This window comes from Cereibacter azotoformans (genome assembly GCF_021391315.1).
GTDB classification, from domain to species: Bacteria; Pseudomonadota; Alphaproteobacteria; order Rhodobacterales; family Rhodobacteraceae; genus Cereibacter_A; species Cereibacter_A azotoformans.
In genome coordinates, this window is sequence record NZ_CP090021.1 from 2,573,556 (window position 1) to 2,589,758 (window position 16,203).

At 70.1% G+C, this 16,203-nt stretch carries 17 protein-coding genes; 8 read left to right on the forward strand and 9 right to left on the reverse strand.

The window, feature by feature from the left end:
• Position 1 precedes the first annotated feature (1 nt).
• Both exbD and LV780_RS12900 read left to right on the forward strand, forming a co-directional pair.
• Positions 2 to 430: a TonB system transport protein ExbD gene (gene exbD, locus LV780_RS12895; RefSeq protein WP_011909940.1), complete on the forward strand. Its 429-nt coding sequence runs from the start codon at positions 2 to 4 to the stop codon at positions 428 to 430.
• The gene (locus LV780_RS12900; protein ID WP_011909939.1) at positions 427 to 1,311 is read left to right on the forward strand and encodes an energy transducer TonB family protein; all 885 of its coding nucleotides are present in this window, start codon (positions 427 to 429) and stop codon (positions 1,309 to 1,311) included. The genes exbD and LV780_RS12900 overlap by 4 nt, the downstream gene beginning before the upstream one ends.
• 64 nt (positions 1,312 to 1,375) lie before the next feature.
• Here the strand turns inward: LV780_RS12900 and map are convergent, their stop codons facing one another.
• On the reverse strand, positions 1,376 to 2,257 hold the full coding sequence (gene map, locus LV780_RS12905; protein ID WP_011909938.1) for a type I methionyl aminopeptidase: 882 nt from the start codon (positions 2,255 to 2,257) through the stop codon (positions 1,376 to 1,378).
• 75 nt (positions 2,258 to 2,332) lie between these two features.
• Between map and LV780_RS12910 the strand changes: the two genes are divergently transcribed.
• The 3 genes from LV780_RS12910 to LV780_RS12920 are packed head-to-tail and all read left to right on the forward strand — an operon-like array spanning position 2,333 to position 4,718.
• Complete coding sequence (locus tag LV780_RS12910) at positions 2,333 to 3,064, forward strand: competence/damage-inducible protein A (protein WP_108221337.1); 732 nt, start codon at positions 2,333 to 2,335, stop codon at positions 3,062 to 3,064.
• Positions 3,061 to 3,771 (forward strand): GNAT family N-acetyltransferase, encoded by a 711-nt coding sequence (locus LV780_RS12915; protein WP_108221336.1) that lies wholly within the window; start codon positions 3,061 to 3,063, stop codon positions 3,769 to 3,771. The genes LV780_RS12910 and LV780_RS12915 overlap by 4 nt, the downstream gene beginning before the upstream one ends.
• 11 nt (positions 3,772 to 3,782) lie before the next feature.
• Positions 3,783 to 4,718, forward strand: a complete 936-nt coding sequence (locus LV780_RS12920) for an OmpA family protein (protein ID WP_233863820.1) — start codon at positions 3,783 to 3,785, stop codon at positions 4,716 to 4,718.
• Positions 4,719 to 4,727: 9 nt separating this feature from the next.
• Here LV780_RS12920 and LV780_RS12925 read toward each other — a convergent pair whose 3' ends face one another.
• Entirely contained in the window at positions 4,728 to 5,633 is a 906-nt protein-coding gene (locus LV780_RS12925) for a LysR family transcriptional regulator (protein WP_108221334.1), read from the reverse strand.
• A 319-nt stretch (positions 5,634 to 5,952) separates the two neighbouring features.
• Here LV780_RS12925 and LV780_RS12930 point away from each other — a divergent pair, with 319 nt between their 5' ends.
• Entirely contained in the window at positions 5,953 to 6,093 is a 141-nt protein-coding gene (locus LV780_RS12930; RefSeq protein ID WP_085996595.1) for a hypothetical protein, read from the forward strand.
• Positions 6,094 to 6,348: 255 nt separating this feature from the next.
• Here LV780_RS12930 and LV780_RS12935 read toward each other — a convergent pair whose 3' ends face one another.
• Positions 6,349 to 6,894, reverse strand: a complete 546-nt coding sequence (locus tag LV780_RS12935; RefSeq protein WP_108221333.1) for a cation transport ATPase — start codon at positions 6,892 to 6,894, stop codon at positions 6,349 to 6,351.
• Positions 6,895 to 7,164: 270 nt separating this feature from the next.
• Between LV780_RS12935 and accD the strand changes: the two genes are divergently transcribed.
• The gene (gene accD, locus LV780_RS12940; RefSeq protein ID WP_011909931.1) at positions 7,165 to 8,118 is read left to right on the forward strand and encodes an acetyl-CoA carboxylase, carboxyltransferase subunit beta; all 954 of its coding nucleotides are present in this window, start codon (positions 7,165 to 7,167) and stop codon (positions 8,116 to 8,118) included.
• The gene (locus LV780_RS12945; protein ID WP_108221332.1) at positions 8,115 to 9,389 is read left to right on the forward strand and encodes a bifunctional folylpolyglutamate synthase/dihydrofolate synthase; all 1,275 of its coding nucleotides are present in this window, start codon (positions 8,115 to 8,117) and stop codon (positions 9,387 to 9,389) included. Before accD ends, LV780_RS12945 begins: the two co-directional genes overlap by 4 nt.
• Positions 9,390 to 9,533: 144 nt before the next feature.
• On the opposite strand, the gene LV780_RS12950 is transcribed toward LV780_RS12945, so the two are convergent.
• From LV780_RS12950 to dapF, 6 genes are read right to left on the reverse strand one after another with little or no spacing between them, the layout of a single operon-like run.
• A complete protein-coding gene (locus LV780_RS12950) occupies positions 9,534 to 10,022 on the reverse strand; it encodes an RNA pyrophosphohydrolase (RefSeq protein WP_011909929.1) in 489 nt (162 codons plus the stop codon).
• 7 nt (positions 10,023 to 10,029) lie between these two features.
• Positions 10,030 to 11,379 carry a S41 family peptidase gene (locus tag LV780_RS12955; protein WP_011909928.1) on the reverse strand — a complete coding sequence of 450 codons (1,350 nt, stop codon included), beginning with the start codon at positions 11,377 to 11,379 and terminating at the stop codon, positions 10,030 to 10,032.
• Between the two features lie 7 nt (positions 11,380 to 11,386).
• The gene (locus tag LV780_RS12960) at positions 11,387 to 12,499 is read right to left on the reverse strand and encodes a murein hydrolase activator EnvC family protein (protein ID WP_101341380.1); all 1,113 of its coding nucleotides are present in this window, start codon (positions 12,497 to 12,499) and stop codon (positions 11,387 to 11,389) included.
• A complete protein-coding gene (gene gpmI, locus LV780_RS12965; protein ID WP_108221331.1) occupies positions 12,496 to 14,016 on the reverse strand; it encodes a 2,3-bisphosphoglycerate-independent phosphoglycerate mutase in 1,521 nt (506 codons plus the stop codon). The genes LV780_RS12960 and gpmI overlap by 4 nt, the downstream gene beginning before the upstream one ends.
• Before the next feature lie 30 nt (positions 14,017 to 14,046).
• Positions 14,047 to 15,324, reverse strand: coding sequence for a tRNA (N(6)-L-threonylcarbamoyladenosine(37)-C(2))-methylthiotransferase MtaB (gene mtaB, locus LV780_RS12970; protein WP_108221330.1), 1,278 nt, complete (start codon positions 15,322 to 15,324; stop codon positions 14,047 to 14,049).
• Positions 15,321 to 16,157: a diaminopimelate epimerase gene (dapF, locus tag LV780_RS12975; RefSeq protein ID WP_108221329.1), complete on the reverse strand. Its 837-nt coding sequence runs from the start codon at positions 16,155 to 16,157 to the stop codon at positions 15,321 to 15,323. The genes mtaB and dapF overlap by 4 nt, the downstream gene beginning before the upstream one ends.
• Positions 16,158 to 16,203: the final 46 nt, after the last annotated feature.

Here is a 16,203-nt window from a genome sequence, read left to right on the forward strand (position 1 = left end):
CATGGCGGGCTTCCGCGGCGGCGGCGACGACGACCTGAACCACGAGATCAACGTCACGCCCTTCATCGACGTGATCCTCGTGCTGCTCATCATCTTCATGGTGGCGGCGCCGCTTTCAACGGTGGATGTGCCGGTGGACCTGCCCGGCTCGACCGCAAGCCAGAGCCAGCGGCCGGACGAGCCGATCTTCCTGACCCTTCAGAAGGATCTGAACCTCTCGCTGAAGAACGAGCCCATCGCGAGGGACAGTGTCCAGCCGCAGCTGGACGCGGCGACGGCGGGCAACCGCGACACGCGCATCTTCCTGCGCGCCGACGAGGCCGTCGCCTACGGCGACCTGATGGAGGTGATGAACCTTCTGCGGGGTGCCGGCTATCTCAAGGTGGCGCTGGTCGGGCTGGAGGCCCTGCCCGGCGGAGGCCCCCGATGAACCATTACGCGGACTGGCGGCAGAGCCTCGGACCCGGCCGGCTGCGGCGCGAGGCGGCGGGCTGGTCGCTGGCCGCGCTGACCGTGGCGGCCACCGCAACGGCCGCGGCAACGGCTGTCTTCCGCGCCGATGAGCCCGGCCGGCCCGACGCGCTTCAGGAGGCGGTCTATCTCGACCTGGAGCCCGCGCCGCCCGCGCCCGCGGCACTTGCCGCCCCCGAACCGGCCCCCGAGGTGCCGCAGATCGACGCGCCCGAAGCCGCCGAGCCCGAAGAGATGGCCGAGCCCGAGCCGGACCTCAGCCCGCCGCCGCCCGACCTGCGCCCGCCGACCGAGACGGTGGACCTGCCTGACATCCCGGTACCCACGCCCGAGACCTTTTCCTACGAGCCCCCGCCCCCTCCCCCCGAGGAGGAGCAGGTGGCCGAGATCCCGCCGGACGTCCGTCCCGTCCCGCGACCCGAGCGGGAGACGCCGGCCGAGAGGAAACCCGACCCGCCGACGCGCGAGGTGAAGAAGGCCGCCGCTCCGCCGTCGCGGCAGGCGGCTGCGCCACCGGCCCAGACGCCGGGCCGGGCCGCAGCCACGGCCTCGCGCGGGCAGATCGAAAATCTTACGGCGAAATGGGGCGCCGAGATCCGCCAGCGGATCCAGCGCCGGACGCGCGGCGCGCGCGGGATGACGGGAGAGGTGACCGTGCGCCTGACCGTGGCGCAGGGGGGCTCGCTGGGCGGTGTTGCGATCCTGCGCTCGTCGGGTGACGCCCGGCTCGACCAACTCGCGTTGCGGGCGGTGCAATCGGCGGGACGTTTCCCGGCCGCTCCCGCGGCCCTGACCGATCCGAGCTACACCTTCACCCTGCCGATCACCTTCGCCCGCTGACGCGAGCCGGCAGGCCGGTCAAGCCAATGCGGCGCCGGACGCCGGAACGCACTCCGGCCTTGGCCTAACCCGATACGGGCCAGGTCGGGTAGAAGAGGCCCGCGGGGGAAAGGGTGAAGATCTCGCAGCCGTCCGCCGTCACGCCAACCGAATGTTCGAACTGCGCCGAGAGCGACTTGTCCCGCGTCACCGCGGTCCAGTCGTCGGCCAGCACCTTCGTCTCGGGACGGCCGAGGTTCACCATCGGCTCGATGGTGAAGATCATGCCCTCCTCGAGCACCGGGCCGGTGCCGGGGCGCCCATAATGCAGCACGTTCGGCGGCGCATGAAAGACGCGCCCGAGCCCGTGGCCGCAGAAGTCGCGCACGACCGACATGCGGTTGTTCTCGACATGGGTCTGGATCGCGGCCCCGATGTCGCCGAAGGTGGCGCCCGGCTTCACGACCTCGATACCCTTCATCAGCGCGTCATGCGTGACCTCGAGCAGCCGCTCGGCCTTGCGCCCCAGCGTGCCGGCCACATACATCCGGCTCGTGTCGCCGAACCAGCCATCCACGATCACCGTCACGTCGATGTTGAGGATGTCGCCGTCCTTGAGCAGCTTCTGGGCGGGGATGCCGTGGCAGACCACATGGTTGACCGAGATGCACGAGGCATGCTGGTAGCCCTTGTAGCCGATCGTGGCCGAGGTGATCCCGCGCCGTTCGATCTCTTCGGTGATGAAGCGGTCGATTTCGGCGGTGGTCACGCCGGGCTGCACCAGCGGCCCCACGAGATCGAGGATCTCGGCCGCGGCCTGCCCGGCCTTGCGCATGCCGGCGTAATCCTCGGGCTCGTAGATCCGGATGCCGTTCTTGGTGATGCGCCCGCGCGACTCGTCCACTGGGCCTGATCCTTCTGGTCTCGGTGTCGTCTCAAGATAGTCAAGCTTCGGCTCCTTTGCCATACCTGCGCCCTTTGCGAAAGGTTTGAAACGCCCTGCGCCGGGCCCTATAGCTTGACCCAGCCGAAGGAGGAGCCGATGCCCGCGAACCCCACCGCCGCCATGCTCGTGATCGGGGACGAGATCCTCTCGGGCCGCACGCGCGACGGCAACAGCCATTATCTGGCCGGCGAACTGACCCGCCACGGCATCTGCCTGCGCGAGATCCGCTGCGTGGCCGACGACCGCGCGGCCATCATCGAGGCGGTCAATGCGCTGCGCGCCCGCTGGGATCATGTCTTCACCTCGGGCGGCATCGGGCCCACGCACGACGACATCACCGCAGAGGCCGTGGCCGAGGCCTTCGGCGTGCCGGTCGGCATCCGGCAGGACGCCTACGACCTGCTCGCCGCGCACTATGCGCGCACGGGGCTCGAGTTCAACGAGGCCCGGCAGCGCATGGCCCGCATCCCCGACGGCGCCACGCTGATCGAGAATCCCGTCTCGACGGCGCCGGGCTTCACGCTTGGCAACGTGCATGTGATGGCGGGCGTGCCGAACATCTTCCAGGCGATGGTGGCCTCGGTCGTGCCCACCCTCCTCGGGGGTGCCCCGCTTCTCAGCCAGTCCCTGCGCGTGGATCGGGGCGAGGGCGAGATCGCGGGGCCCTTCGGTTCCCTGGCGGCCGAATACCCGGACCTGCAGATGGGCAGCTACCCCTTCATCCAGAACGGCGCCTACGGCTCGAACCTCGTGATCCGCGGCACCGATGCAGGACGGATCTCCGAGGCGATGATCCGGCTTGCCGCCCTCTTCCCGCAGGCCCGATGACACCGCAGGACATCTACGCCACGCTCGAGGCCACCTGGCCCGCCGCGCGCCTGGCCCGCACCGGCCCCTGGGCGATCCGCGAGGGCAAGGGCGGCGGCAAGCGCGTCTCGGCCGCCACCGCCGAAGGCCCGTGGCGTCCCGATGACCTGCCGGCGGCCGAACAGGCGATGGAGGAGCTTGGGCAGACGCCGCTCTTCCTGCTGCGCGCGGGCGAGGAGGCGCTCGATGCGACCCTTGCGGGCCGAGGCTACCGGATCGTCGATCCCGTCACGGCCTACGCCTGCCCCGCGGCGCGGCTTGCGGCGGACCCGCCGCCGCACATGGCCGCCTTCCCGCACTGGCCACCCTTGGGCATCGTGCGCGACCTCTGGGCCGAGGGCGGGATCGGCCCGGCGCGCGTCGCGGTGATGGAGCGCGCCGCCGGTCCCAGATGCGCGATCCTTGGCCGGCAGAACGACCGCGCGTCGGGCGCGGCCTTCGTCGCCCTGCACGGGCGGTTCGCCATGCTCCATGCGCTCGAGGTCGCGCCCGAACTGCGGCGGCTTGGCTCGGCGGGGGCCATCCTCCGCCGCGGCGCCTGTTGGGCGCAGGAGCAGGGCGCCGAGTGGTTCTCGGTCGTCGTGACCAGCGCGAATGGACCGGCCCGCACCCTCTACGGATCGCTGGGCATGGAGGAGGTGGGGCAATACCACTACCGGATGAAATGAGCGCCCGGATCATGCGATCGGCGCGCGGCCGGGCGCTGGCCCTTGCCACGGCGCTGCTGATCGGTCCTGGAGGTGCGGCCGCGCTGGAACCCGGACCGCCCTGGGTGCTCGCCGAACGGGTGGAGGACGGCGCGTCCAGCTACCGCCTGCCCACCGGCCCCTGGACCGAGGCCGGATTGCCGGTGCGCGTGATCGAGGGCCACATCCGGCGCAGCGTCTGGCGCAGCGACGCGGGCGAAGCCTCGACGCTCGACCTGCTCGCTCCGCTGCGCTCCGCCCTTGAGGCCGAGGGCTTCCGCCCCGTCTTTCAATGCGAGACGCGCGGCTGCGGTGGCTTCGACTTTCGCTACGCGACCGACGTTCTGCCGGAACCGGACATGCATGTCGATCTGGGGGACTTCCGGTTCTACGCCGCCCTGCGCGAGGGGGCCGCGGACCCCGAGGCGATCAGCCTCTTCGTCAGCCGGTCCGGCGGCACGGCCTTTGCCCAGATCATCGAGGCGGGCCCGCGGGCTGCGGCCCCGTCGCCCGCCCCATCCGCGGCAGAACCCGTCCCCGAAGACCCGCCGCAGGCCGATCTCGTCGCGCGGCTCGAGCAATCGGGGTCGGTGGTGCTGGAGGATCTGGCCTTTGCCAGCGGCTCGGCCGACCTTGAGGATAGCACCTATCCGGCGCTTGCCGAACTGGCCGAGTGGCTGAAGCAGGATCCGGCGCGACAGGTGGTGATCGTCGGCCACACCGACGCATCAGGAGGGCTGGAGGGGAACGTGAGCCTCAGCCGGGCCCGCGCCGCCTCGGTCCGCCAGCGGCTCGTGTCGCGGCATGGGGTGCCTGACGCGCAGGTCAGCGCCGAGGGCGTCGGCTATCTCGCGCCGCGCGCCAGCAACCGCACCGAAGAGGGACGCAGCCGCAACCGCCGCGTCGAGGTCATGCTGCTGGCGGGGTGACGGGAACCCTCACCAGACGTCCGGCCCCTTGTCGAGGTAGCGTTTCGCCAGGAAGTCGATGAAGGCCCGGACCTTGGGCTGGGTGAACCGGCCCGGCGGATAGACGGCATAGATCCCGAGGGTCTCGACCGGAAGTCCGGGGATGGCCTCCTCGACCAGCCCGTCGCGCATCGCATCCGCGAAGAGGAACGAGGGCAGATAGGCGATGCCCAGGCCCGAGATCGCCGCGTTGAGCAGCGACTGCCCGTCGTTGACCGTCAGCCAGCCGGCCGTCCGCACCTGCCGCTTCTCGCCGGTGGGCGAGGTGATCTTCCAGACGTTTCCATTCGCCTGATTGGAGTAATGCAGGAGCTTGTGCTCGTTCAGGTCGTCGATCTTCTGCGGCCGACCGTGGCGCTCGAAATAGCGCGGCGAGGCGATCATCCGCCGCGTCGTCTCGGTCAGCTTGCGCGCGCGCAGGCTGGAATCCTCCAGCTCGCCGACGCGGATCGCCATGTCGAACCCCTCCGAGATCAACTCCACATAGCGGTTGTTCAGGACCATGTTGACGGTGATCCCGGGATATTCCTGCAGGAACTCTCCAAGGATCGGCGACAGCAGGCTGACGCCGAAATCGGTCGCCACCGACATGCGCAACAGGCCCGAAGGCGCGATCTGCATCGAGGTCACCAGCGCGTCGGCTTCTCCGGCGTCGTTCAGCACGCGCCGGGCCCGGTCGTAGTAGGCCAGGCCGATCTCGGTCGGCGAGACGCGCCGCGTCGTCCGGTTCAGCAGCCGCGCGCCAAGCCGCGCCTCGAGCGCCGAGACATGCTTGGAGACCGCCGACTTCGAGATGCCCATCTTCTTGGCGGCGTCGGTGAAACCTCCCTGATCCACGACCGTGGCGAAGGCCTCCATTTCCGTCAGTCGATCCATGGCCGTCCCCTTGCGCACAGTCCCGGGCTGATGCCTCTGATTGAGGGGCAATTCAGGCAGCATTGCGGAAAGGGGCAGGCAAGTCCGGGACAGGACGGAGCCCCACCCGATTCGCAGCACCCCTTCCGGGGCTTGCGGCGACCTGTCGCGGGGCGGCGCGCGGTACGACGACAGAATGCCACCTCCCCAAACCCGAATGCGCAATAAAATTGCGTCAGACTGTCGCGCTGCGTTGCAGCGACAGCATGGGAGGCATGCAGCATTAGGGAGAAGTCAAGAAAACTGTGAGGTTTATATCGAAGGCCAAAGGAGAACGACCATGAAACATGATCATCGCACCCTGACTGCCGCTCAGGCCGCCGAAACGGTTCCCGCCTACTTCACCCCCGAGCGCAACACCCGCCAGCTGCGGAACATCAGCGCCCTCGAGCAGATGTACGGTTACTACAACCGCGACTGATCCGATCCGCCGGGACGGCGGGCGTCTGGCCCGTCGTCTGAGGCTTCCACTGCCGGATTTCCACCCGCTGTTCGTCCGGCCGCCTGAACGCACCAGCGTCAATCACTCCAGCCATCCCCGTTTCCGACCAGCCATGCGGTCGCGGCAGGTGGCGCCGATCGGTGATCCAGCAGATCGCGCTCGGCACGCAGCGGATCCCCCGCGCAAAGATCCCGCCGTTTCGGGCCGGAGCCGAGCCCGGTCATTCGGGGCGCATCACTCCTCCAGACGTGGCTGGCGCCGGTTCGCACCCTCCATTGCATCCACGAAGGCCGAGATGAGGCTCTTGCCATTCTCGCGCCCAAGCGGCGCCTTGCCCGTGCCCGAGGCCGTGAGCGTCACCAGACGCCCGTTCAGCGTCAGCACCGCCCGCCAGCTTTCCGGTGCCGCGCGCCCGCCGGAATCGCGAAGGCGGATCAGGAAGGCGTTCCCCCTCCCCACCGCCTCGAGCAGCTGGACATGGCGCGGATTGCCCGATGCGCTCAGCGCCCGACGGCCGGCCTCCGACTGGAAGTAGGCGGCCAGCTCCTGCCCCCGGCCCGCCACGTCGATCCCGGATCCGGGACCGCCCACGGTGGCCGTCAGCACGGCCGGCGGCCGGTCGGTCACGCCCTCGCAGCGGCCGATCAGCACGAGACCGAGCCCCGTTCCCGCCTCACGGTCGATGCAATAGCCGGAGGGGGCCGCCACCCGCACCCCTTCCGCAAGCGCGGGCAGCGCGGGAAGACCGGCCAGGACGACTGCGAACAGAAGGCGCCTCATGTCTTGCGGGCAGCCCCGGCGACGCGTCTGATGCAAGGATGTTTCACGGCCTTCCTCGTCTCTTCCGGCAACAGGAGATACCGGCCACCCCGCGGCAGAGCAAGCAGATCCCTCGCGGCCCCCACACCGGCCCCGGCATCCACAGCCGCATCGGCGCAGCCCCCCCTCTCCAGCCCGCGCGCGGGCGTCACAGGGGCGCCCCGCCCGATTGCATTTCCCGCCCCTGCGGACTATCTCGGCAGCAACGCCGCGACCGGAAGGCTTGCCCGCATGAACTGGATCTCGAACTACGTCCGCCCGAAGATCAATTCGCTCTTTTCGCGCCGCGAGGTGCCGGAGAACCTCTGGACCAAGTGCCCCGAGTGCGGGACGATGCTCTTCCACCGCGAGCTGGCCGAGAACCTGAATGTCTGCTCGACCTGCGACCATCACATGAACATCAGTCCGCGCGACCGCTTTGCGGCGCTGTTCGACGGAGGGATCTTCACCGAGGTCGAGGTGCCGGTCCCGCTGGCCGACCCGCTCCAGTTCCGCGACCAGAAGAAATATCCCGACCGGATGAAGGCCGCGCAGAAGGCCACCGGCGAGAAGGAGGCGATGCTCGTCGCCGAGGGTGAGATCGCCCGGACGCCGGTGGTCGCGGCCGCGCAGGATTTCAGCTTCATGGCCGGCTCGATGGGCATGTATGTCGGCAACGCCATCATTGCCGCGGCCGAACGTGCGGTCCGGCTCAAATGCCCGCTGATCCTCTTTGCCGCCGCGGGCGGTGCGCGGATGCAGGAGGGGATCCTCTCGCTGATGCAGATGCCGCGGACGACCGTCGCCGTGCAGATGCTGCGCGAGGCGGGCCTGCCCTACATCTGCATCCTGACCCATCCGACGACCGGCGGCGTGACCGCCTCCTACGCGATGCTGGGCGACGTGCAGATCTCCGAGCCGAACGCGCTGATCTGCTTTGCCGGCCCCCGCGTCATCGAGCAGACGATCCGCGAGAAGCTGCCCGAAGGCTTCCAGCGCGCCGAATATCTGCTGGATCACGGCATGCTCGACCGGGTGACGCACCGCAAGGCGATGCGCGAGGAACTCGTCACGATCCTGCGCATGCTGATGAACCAGCCGCCGGCGATCAAGGGCGACCTGCCCGCGCCCGAGCCGCGGCCGGTGATCGACCTGCCGCCGCCGCCCACGCCCGAGGCCGTTGTCGAAAACAAGGCCGCCGAGTGAGCCTGCCCGCCTCCGACATCATCCTCGACCGGATGATGTCGCTTCATCCGAAGGTCATCGACCTGACGCTGGACCGGGTGCACCGTCTGCTGGCGGGGCTCGGTCATCCCGAACGGTCGCTGCCGCCGGTGATCCATATCGCCGGGACGAACGGCAAGGGCTCGACTCAGGCCATGATCCGGGCCGGGCTCGAGGCGCAGGGGCTTCGGGTCCACGCCTACACCTCGCCCCATCTCGCGCGGTTCCACGAGCGCATCCGCCTTGCCGGAGAGCTGATCTCCGAGCCGGCGCTCGCCGCGCTCCTGGACGAATGTCTCGAGGCCAACGGCCCCGACCCGATCACCTTCTTCGAGATCACGACCTGCGCAGCCTTCCTCGCCTTCGCGCGCACGCCGGCCGATTGCACCCTCCTCGAGGTGGGCCTCGGCGGCCGGCTCGACGCGACCAACGTGGTCGATGAACCCCGCCTGACCATCATCACCCCGGTCTCGATCGACCATCAGCAGTTTCTCGGCGAGACCCTGCCCGAGATTGCGGGCGAAAAGGCCGGCATCCTCAAGCGGCGCATCCCGTGCGTGGTTGGGCCCCAGGAGGCGGCCGCGCTCGAGGTCATCGAGGCGCGGGCGGCGCGGCTCGGCGTGCCGCTCCTCGCCCACGGCCAGCAGTGGCAGGTCTGGGAAGAGCGGGGCCGGATGATCTTCCAGGACGAGTCCGGCCTCCTGGACCTGCCGCTTCCGAACCTGCCGGGCCCGCATCAGATCCAGAACGCCGGCGCGGCCCTCATGGCCCTGCGCCACCTCGGCGCCCCCGAACCCGCCTGCGAGGCCGCCGTCACCCGCGCCGACTGGCCGGCCCGGATGCAGCGCCTCCGCCGCGGCCCCCTGCCCGAGAGCGCTCCGGGGATCGAACTGTGGCTCGACGGCGGGCACAACCCGGCCGGCGGCGAAGCGGTGGCCGCGACGCTGGCGCGGATGCCGCCGCGGACCACGCATCTGATCTGCGGGATGCTGAACACCAAGGATGTGGCGGGCTACATGCGCCCCCTCGCGTCCCATGCGGCGCGGCTCCACGCGGTTGATATCCCCGGCGAGAAGAACACGCTGCCCGCGGACGAGACCCGGGCCGCCGCCGAAGCCATCGGACTGGCCGCCTCGACCGCGCCGTCGGTCGCCGACGCCCTCGCCGGCATCGCCCGGCAGGACCCGGCCGCGCGCGTCCTCATCTGCGGTTCGCTCTACCTCGCCGGCACGATCCTGCGCGAGAACGGCTGAAACGCCCCTTCCGTCCCTTCACTCTGTCCAAATATCCCGCGGGGGATGCGACGAAGGCAGTGAGGAGCCGCCGCGCCCGCAGGGCGGGGCATCGGGGGCGCGAAGCCCCCGTCCACCGCCGGCCGACGCGCGCCCTTCAAAGGGTCAGGACAGGTGCTCGCGGAACATCGCCACCACCCGCTCATAGACGGGGCGCTTGAACGGCACGATCGAGGCCACCATCTCCTCGGCCCCGATCCATCGCCAGCACGAGAATTCGGCGTGCTCGGTTGCGATCCCGATCTGTTCGTCCGTGCCCAGATAGCGGAACAGGAACCATTTCTGCCGCTGCCCGCGGTATTTCCCGCCCCACACGCGGCCCAGAAGATCGGGCGGCAGATCGTAGGTTACCCATTCCGGCGCCTTGGCCACGAACTCGACCAGATCCTCGGGGATGCCGGTCTCCTCCTGCAGCTCGCGAAGCGCCGCCTGGCGCGGCTTCTCGTCCGCATCAATGCCGCCCTGCGGCATCTGCCAGGCCGGCACCGGGCTGTCGATCCGCTGGCCGGCGAAGATGAGCCCCTCGCGGTTGATCAGCACGATGCCCACGCAGGGGCGGTAGGGCAAGGCCTCGGGGTCGATCACGCGCTCCATGGCCGCCTCACGGTTTCACTTCGATGGCGGCGAGGCCCTTGAGGATATCGACCGCATAGGCCAGCTGGTAATCCTCGTCCCGCAGCTTGGCCGCCTCTTCGGCGCGCGCCCGCTCGGCTTCGAGCTGCTTCCTTTCGTCATCGCTCATCGAATCGTTCGAGAGCACGCCCCGCAGATCCGCCTCCGAGCGGTTGCGGGCCGCCGGGCCCGGCGCGGCGGCGTCCTCTTCCTCGGTCCCGGCGGGCCGGCTCGGCGGCTGGTTCACCACGATGTCCGGCGCCACGCCCAGCGCCTGGATCGAGCGGCCCGACGGCGTGTAGTAGCGCGCGGTGGTCAGCCGCATCGCGCCCTCGCCGCGCAGCGGGATTACCGTCTGGACCGATCCCTTGCCGAAGCTCTTGGTGCCGACGACGATGGCGCGGCGGTGGTCCTGCAGCGCGCCCGCCACGATCTCCGAGGCCGAGGCCGACCCGCCGTTGATCAGCACGACCATCGGCTTGCCGCCGATCAGGTCACCGGCCGTCGCGTTGAACCGCTCGCCGTCGCCCGCGGCGCGGCCCCGCGTCGAGACGATCTCGCCCTTGTCGAGGAAGGCGTCCGAGACCTGGATCGCCTGCGTGAGCAGCCCGCCCGGGTTGTTGCGCAGGTCGAGGACGATCCCGTTGACCTTGTCGAGCCCGCCGAGTTCCTTGGCACCGCTCTCCAGCCCCTCCTTGAGGCCCGAGAAGGTCTGGTCGTTGAAGGTGGTCAGGCGCACCACGACGGTATTTCCCACCACCCGGCTGCGCGCCGCCACCAGCTTGATCGTGTCGCGGATGATCGAGACGTCGAACGGCTCGGCCGTGCCCTCGCGCACCACGGTGATGATGATCTCCGAGCCTACGGGGCCGCGCATCATGTCCACCGCCTGATCGAGCGTGAGGCCCAGCACCGTCTCGCCGTTCACATGGGTGATGAAGTCGCCGGCCTCGATCCCGGCCGCATCGGCGGGCGTGCCGTCCATCGGCGAGACGACCTTGACGAAGCCCTCTTCCTGCGTGACCTCGATGCCGAGCCCGCCGAACTCGCCGCGGGTCTGCACCTGCATGTCGTTGAAATCATCGGGCGGCAGATAGCTGGAATGGGGGTCGAGCGAGGTCAGCATCCCGTTGATCGCCGCCTCGATCAGCTTGTCGGTCTCGACTTCCTCGACATATTGCGCGCGGATGCGCTCGAAGATGTCGCCGAACAGGTCGAGCTGTTCATAAACCGTCTTCGACCGCTGCTGCTCCTGCGCGATGAGGGGCCCGGCCACCTGGGTCGCCATCAGCACGCCGGCGACAGTGCCGCCCAGCGCGGCCATCATGTATTTCCTCATGCCGGTCCTATTCCCCGTTTGCCTCGAACCAGTCCGCCGGATCGACCGGCTCGGCCCCTTGTCTCAGTTCCAAGTAAAGCGTTTCCGTATCCCGAGCGCCAGCGCCCGACCCGCCGGTTGCGGCGGGATCGGTCGCGCGCGGCTCGCCCCCCATCAGCCCCAGCGGCGCCCCTGCGGCGACGACCTCGCCCGTGTCACCATAGACGGTGCCCAGTCCGGCCAACACCAGCAGATAACCGGCGCCGGGCTCGAGAATCATCACATTTCCGTAGTCGAGAAGCGGTCCGCGGTAGCGGATCGTGGCCGGCCAGGGGGCGGTCACCAGCGCCTGCGGCCGCGCGGCGATCAGGATGCCGGGCCGGCGGACCCCGGCCGCATCGGCCTCGTTGGCCCGGCGCAGGATCGTGCCCAGCACCGGCAGCGGCAGGCGGCCCCGCGCGCCCTCGAAATCGCGCGCGGCGGCATCGGGATCGCCGGTGGCCAGCCCGCCCGCGAAGGCGTCGAGCGTGTCGGCGCTTTCCAGCAGCCCCCTCAGCACCTCGGGATCCTCGGTGAAGCGCGTCGGCAGATCCACCCGATCCGAGATGGCCTTGCTCAGCTCCGTCCGCGCCTCCTGCGCGACCGCGAGCCCCTCGGCCAGCGTCTTTCCGGCTGCGGTCTGCAACTCGCGCAGGTCGCGCATCTCGCGCACCTGCTGGCGCAGCGACTCGGCCTGGGCCAGCAGCGCGGGCGTCACGTCCGACAGGATCATGCCCGACCGCGCGGTGCCCAGCGGCCCCGCAGGATGCATCAGCAGCAAGGGCCCCGGACGCGCATCCATCCGCGCGAGCACGCCCAGAAGCTGCGAGATCTCGTCGCGCTTGGCCTCGAGCAGCATCTCGAGCACCGACTCGCGGATGGCCGCCTGACGCAGATTCTCGCGCAGGGCCGCCAGACCGCGCTCGTAGGCGCGGATCGTGGTGGTCAGCGCGGCCACCCGGTCGCGCGCGCCCTGCGCCTGTTGCAGCGCCGTGACCGCGGCCTGAAGATCGCGCGCCGCCTGCGCTGCCTCCTGCGCCACGGTCACGGCCGAGGCCGGCGTGGCGAGAAGGCCCAGCGCAAGGACGAGCGCGCGGATCATGCCTCGATCAGGCTCCGGCCGGTCATCTCCTCGGGCTGCGGCAGGCCCATCAGCTCAAGCAGCGTCGGGGCCAGATCGGCCAGCCGACCGGCGCGCAGCCGCGCCCCCGCCGGCCCGCCGACGAGGATCACCGGCACCGGGTTCGTCGTATGCGCCGTGTGCGGCCCGCCGGTCTCGGGATCGATCATCGTTTCGCAGTTGCCGTGGTCGGCGGTCACGATCATCGCCCCGCCCGCTTGGCACACCGCCTCGACCGCACGGCCGAGCCCGCGGTCCACCTCCTCGCAGGCGGCCATGGCGGCCCTCAGATCGCCGGTATGGCCCACCATGTCGGGGTTGGCGTAGTTCACCACGATCAGGTCATAGCCCTCGCCGATCGCCTGCACGAGATGGTCGCTGACATCCGGGGCCGACATCTCGGGCTTGAGGTCATAGGTCGCGACCTTGGGCGAATTGGCCATGTAGCGGTCCTCGCCCGCCTCGGGCACCTCCTTGCCGCCGTTCAGGAAGAAGGTGACATGGGGGTATTTCTCGGTCTCGGCGATGCGGAACTGGCGCAGCCCGTGGCTGGCCACCCATTCGCCCAGCGTGTTGCGGATCACCTGCTTGGGATAGGCGGTGGTCATGAAGCGGTCGTGCTCGGTGGAATAGTCCACCATCCCGAGGAAGCCCGACCAGTCCGGGCGCCGGCCGGTGTCGTAGGCGTCGAACCCGGGCTGGGCGAGGCCGGCAAGGATCTCGCGCGCGCGGTCGGCCCGGAAGTTGAGGCAGAAGAAGCCGTCGCCGTCCATGGCGCCGGTATAGCTGCCGATCACGGTCGGCGCGATGAACTCGTCGGTCTCGCCGCGGGCCAGCGCCGCCGCCACGGCGGCCACGGCGTCCGCCGCCCGCTCGCCCTGCCCGTGCAGCATCGCATCCGAGGCCCGCTTGACCCGGTCCCACCGCTTGTCGCGGTCCATCGCCCAGTAGCGTCCGATCACCGTGCCGATGCTGGCCCCCGCAGGCAGCGCCTCGGCCAGCTGCTGCACGAAACCGCCCGCCGAGGTCGGCGCGACGTCGCGGCCGTCGGTGATCGCATGGATCACCACCGGCACGCCCGAGGCCGCGATCACCTCGACCGCGGCGATCAGGTGCTGGATGTGGCCATGCACCCCGCCGTCCGAGACGACGCCCATCAGATGCGCCGTGCCGCCCTTGGCCTTCACCTTTGCGATGAAGTCGCAGAGCGCCGGGTTCCGCGCGAAGGTGCCCTCCTCGATGGCGAGGTCGATGGCGCCGAGATCCATCGCTACCACCCGGCCCGCGCCGATGTTGGTATGCCCCACCTCGGAATTGCCCATCTGCCCGCGCGGCAGGCCCACGTCGGGGCCGTGGGTGATCAGCGTCGCATTGGGGCAGGTCGCCATCAGCCGGTCGAAGGTCGGGGTATTGGCCAGCGCCACGGCGTTCGCCTCGCGCTCGGCACGCAGACCCCAGCCGTCGAGGATGCAGAGAACGACGGGTTTCGGTGCGGTCATGGAAGGGCCTTTCACTGGAATGGCCGGGTTTTACGCCGCGAGACCGGCCTCGGCAACCGTGGCGGTCAGGCGGCCCTCGGCATGGCCGGTGACGGTGGCGGAAATGATCCGTCCTTCGGGCAGGTCGGCGGCAAAGGCGACCTCGGTGAACTGCTCGGTGCGCCCCATGCGCGGGCCCTCGGTCAGCACGCGATGGGAAAGGCCGCGCTGCGCCTCAAGATGCGCCAGAAGCCGCGCGTCACCAGCCTCGCGCAGCCGCGCCGCCCGCTCGCGGATCAGGGGACCGGCCAGCTGCGGCATCCGCGCCGCGGGCGTGCCCGTGCGCGGCGAGAACGGAAACACATGCAGGAAGGTCAGCCCGCACTCCCCGACCAGCTTCAGCGAGTTTTCGAACGCCTGCTCGCTTTCGGTCGGGAAGCCCGCGATGATGTCGGCGCCGAAGACGATGTCGGGGCGCAGCCGCCGCGCCTCCTCGCAGAAGCGGATGGCGTCGTCGCGCAGGTGGCGGCGCTTCATCCGCTTCAGGATCAGGTCGTCGCCATGCTGGAGGCTGAGATGCAGATGCGGCATCAGCCGCGGCTCGGTCGCGATGGCGCCCATCAGCGCCTCGTCCGCCTCGATCGAATCGATCGAGGAGATCCTGAGCCGCGCCAGATCCGGCACCAGCCGAAGGATACGCATCACCAGATCGCCCAAGCGGGGCTGCGCCGGCAGGTCGGCACCCCACGAGGTCAGATCCACCCCGGTCAGGACCACCTCGGCAAAGCCGCGGTCCACCAGCCGGCGGATCTGCTCGACCACCACCCCGGCGGGGACGGATCGCGAATTGCCCCGCCCGTAGGGGATGATGCAGAAGGTGCAGCGGTGATCGCAGCCGTTCTGGACCTGCACATAGGCGCGGTGGCGGCCGAAGCCGTCGATCAGGTGGCCGGCCGTCTCGCGCACCGACAGGATGTCGTCCACCTGCACCCGCTCGGTCTCGCCGATCAGGTCGGGCGCCATCGCAGCCCAGGTCGAGGCCTGCATCTTCTCGGTGTTGCCGATCACCCGGTCGACCTCGGGCATGGCCGAGAAGGTCGCAGGCTCGGTCTGCGCGGCGCAGCCGGTGACGATGATCGTGGCGCCCGGATTCTCGCGACGCAGGCGGCGGATCTCCTGCTTGGCCTTGCGCACGGCCTCGGCGGTCACGGCGCAGGTGTTGACCACCACGGCGTTGTCCACGCCGGCGGCCGAGGCCAGCTCCTTCATCGCCTCGGTCTCATAGGCGTTGAGCCGGCAGCCCAGCGTGGAGAAGACCGGCGCGCTCATGCCAGCGCCATCATCGCGGGCGAGAGCCGCCCCTCGAAGACATGGGCGACGGGGCCCGAAAGCCAGACGCCATCCTCGCGCCAGTCCACCTCGAGCGGGCCGCCGTCCATCTCGAGCACCACCTGCCGTCCCGTCAGGCCGCGCCGGGCCGCGGCCACCGCCGTCGCGCAGGCCCCCGAGCCGCAGGCCAGCGTGATGCCTGCCCCGCGCTCCCAGACGCGCAGCCGCAACCGGTCCGGCCCGATGAGGCTCGCAAACTCCACGTTCGTCCGTTCGGGGAAGAGCGGATCGGTCTCGACCGCCGCCCCCTGCCCCGCAAGATCGACCGCCTCGGCATCTTCGACAAAGAAGACGCAATGCGGATTGCCCATCCCCACCGCCGCCGGTGCGCCGGCCAGAGGCAGGCTGTCGGGGACGACCTCGCGGGCAAGCGGGATCTCGGACCACAGCAGCTGCGGCGCCCCCATGTTCACCGACACCAGCCCGTCCGTCCGGCGCACCGCGTGCAGACGGCCGCGCGCGGTGACCAGTGCCACCGCGTCCCGGCCCAGATCCCGCATGATGTAATCGCAGACACAGCGGGTCGCGTTGCCGCAGGCGCCTGCGCGGGACCCGTCCGAGTTCCAGAAGTCCAGCGCGAAATCCGCGCCCTCATGGTCGCGGATCTCGGCCAACTGGTCGAACCCCACGCCGCGGTGCCGGTCGCCCAGCGCCCGCGCAAGGCCAGCCGACATGACCGCCCCGCGCCCGCGCGAGTCGATCACCACGAAATCATTGCCCGCCCCATGCATCTTCATGAAGCCGAGGCCAGAGGTAGCGCCCATGTCCATCATGCCGCACCCTATACGCCCCTCGGGATCTTTTTGCCAGAGCGGGCGA

What these genes read in the sequence shown, in the direction of transcription:
- exbD (WP_011909940.1), top strand. Translation starts at nt 2, where the DNA reads ATGGCGGGCTTCCGCGGCGGCGGCGACGACGACCTGAACCACGAGATC.
- LV780_RS12900 (WP_011909939.1), top strand. Translation starts at nt 427, where the DNA reads ATGAACCATTACGCGGACTGGCGGCAGAGCCTCGGACCCGGCCGGCTG.
- map (WP_011909938.1), bottom strand. Translation starts at nt 2,257, where the DNA reads ATGGCAAAGGAGCCGAAGCTTGACTATCTTGAGACGACACCGAGACCA.
- LV780_RS12910 (WP_108221337.1), top strand. Translation starts at nt 2,333, where the DNA reads ATGCCCGCGAACCCCACCGCCGCCATGCTCGTGATCGGGGACGAGATC.
- LV780_RS12915 (WP_108221336.1), top strand. Translation starts at nt 3,061, where the DNA reads ATGACACCGCAGGACATCTACGCCACGCTCGAGGCCACCTGGCCCGCC.
- LV780_RS12920 (WP_233863820.1), top strand. Translation starts at nt 3,783, where the DNA reads ATGCGATCGGCGCGCGGCCGGGCGCTGGCCCTTGCCACGGCGCTGCTG.
- LV780_RS12925 (WP_108221334.1), bottom strand. Translation starts at nt 5,633, where the DNA reads ATGGATCGACTGACGGAAATGGAGGCCTTCGCCACGGTCGTGGATCAG.
- LV780_RS12930 (WP_085996595.1), top strand. Translation starts at nt 5,953, where the DNA reads ATGAAACATGATCATCGCACCCTGACTGCCGCTCAGGCCGCCGAAACG.
- LV780_RS12935 (WP_108221333.1), bottom strand. Translation starts at nt 6,894, where the DNA reads ATGAGGCGCCTTCTGTTCGCAGTCGTCCTGGCCGGTCTTCCCGCGCTG.
- accD (WP_011909931.1), top strand. Translation starts at nt 7,165, where the DNA reads ATGAACTGGATCTCGAACTACGTCCGCCCGAAGATCAATTCGCTCTTT.
- LV780_RS12950 (WP_011909929.1), bottom strand. Translation starts at nt 10,022, where the DNA reads ATGGAGCGCGTGATCGACCCCGAGGCCTTGCCCTACCGCCCCTGCGTG.
- LV780_RS12955 (WP_011909928.1), bottom strand. Translation starts at nt 11,379, where the DNA reads ATGAGGAAATACATGATGGCCGCGCTGGGCGGCACTGTCGCCGGCGTG.
- LV780_RS12960 (WP_101341380.1), bottom strand. Translation starts at nt 12,499, where the DNA reads ATGATCCGCGCGCTCGTCCTTGCGCTGGGCCTTCTCGCCACGCCGGCC.
- gpmI (WP_108221331.1), bottom strand. Translation starts at nt 14,016, where the DNA reads ATGACCGCACCGAAACCCGTCGTTCTCTGCATCCTCGACGGCTGGGGT.
- mtaB (WP_108221330.1), bottom strand. Translation starts at nt 15,324, where the DNA reads ATGAGCGCGCCGGTCTTCTCCACGCTGGGCTGCCGGCTCAACGCCTAT.
- dapF (WP_108221329.1), bottom strand. Translation starts at nt 16,157, where the DNA reads ATGATGGACATGGGCGCTACCTCTGGCCTCGGCTTCATGAAGATGCAT.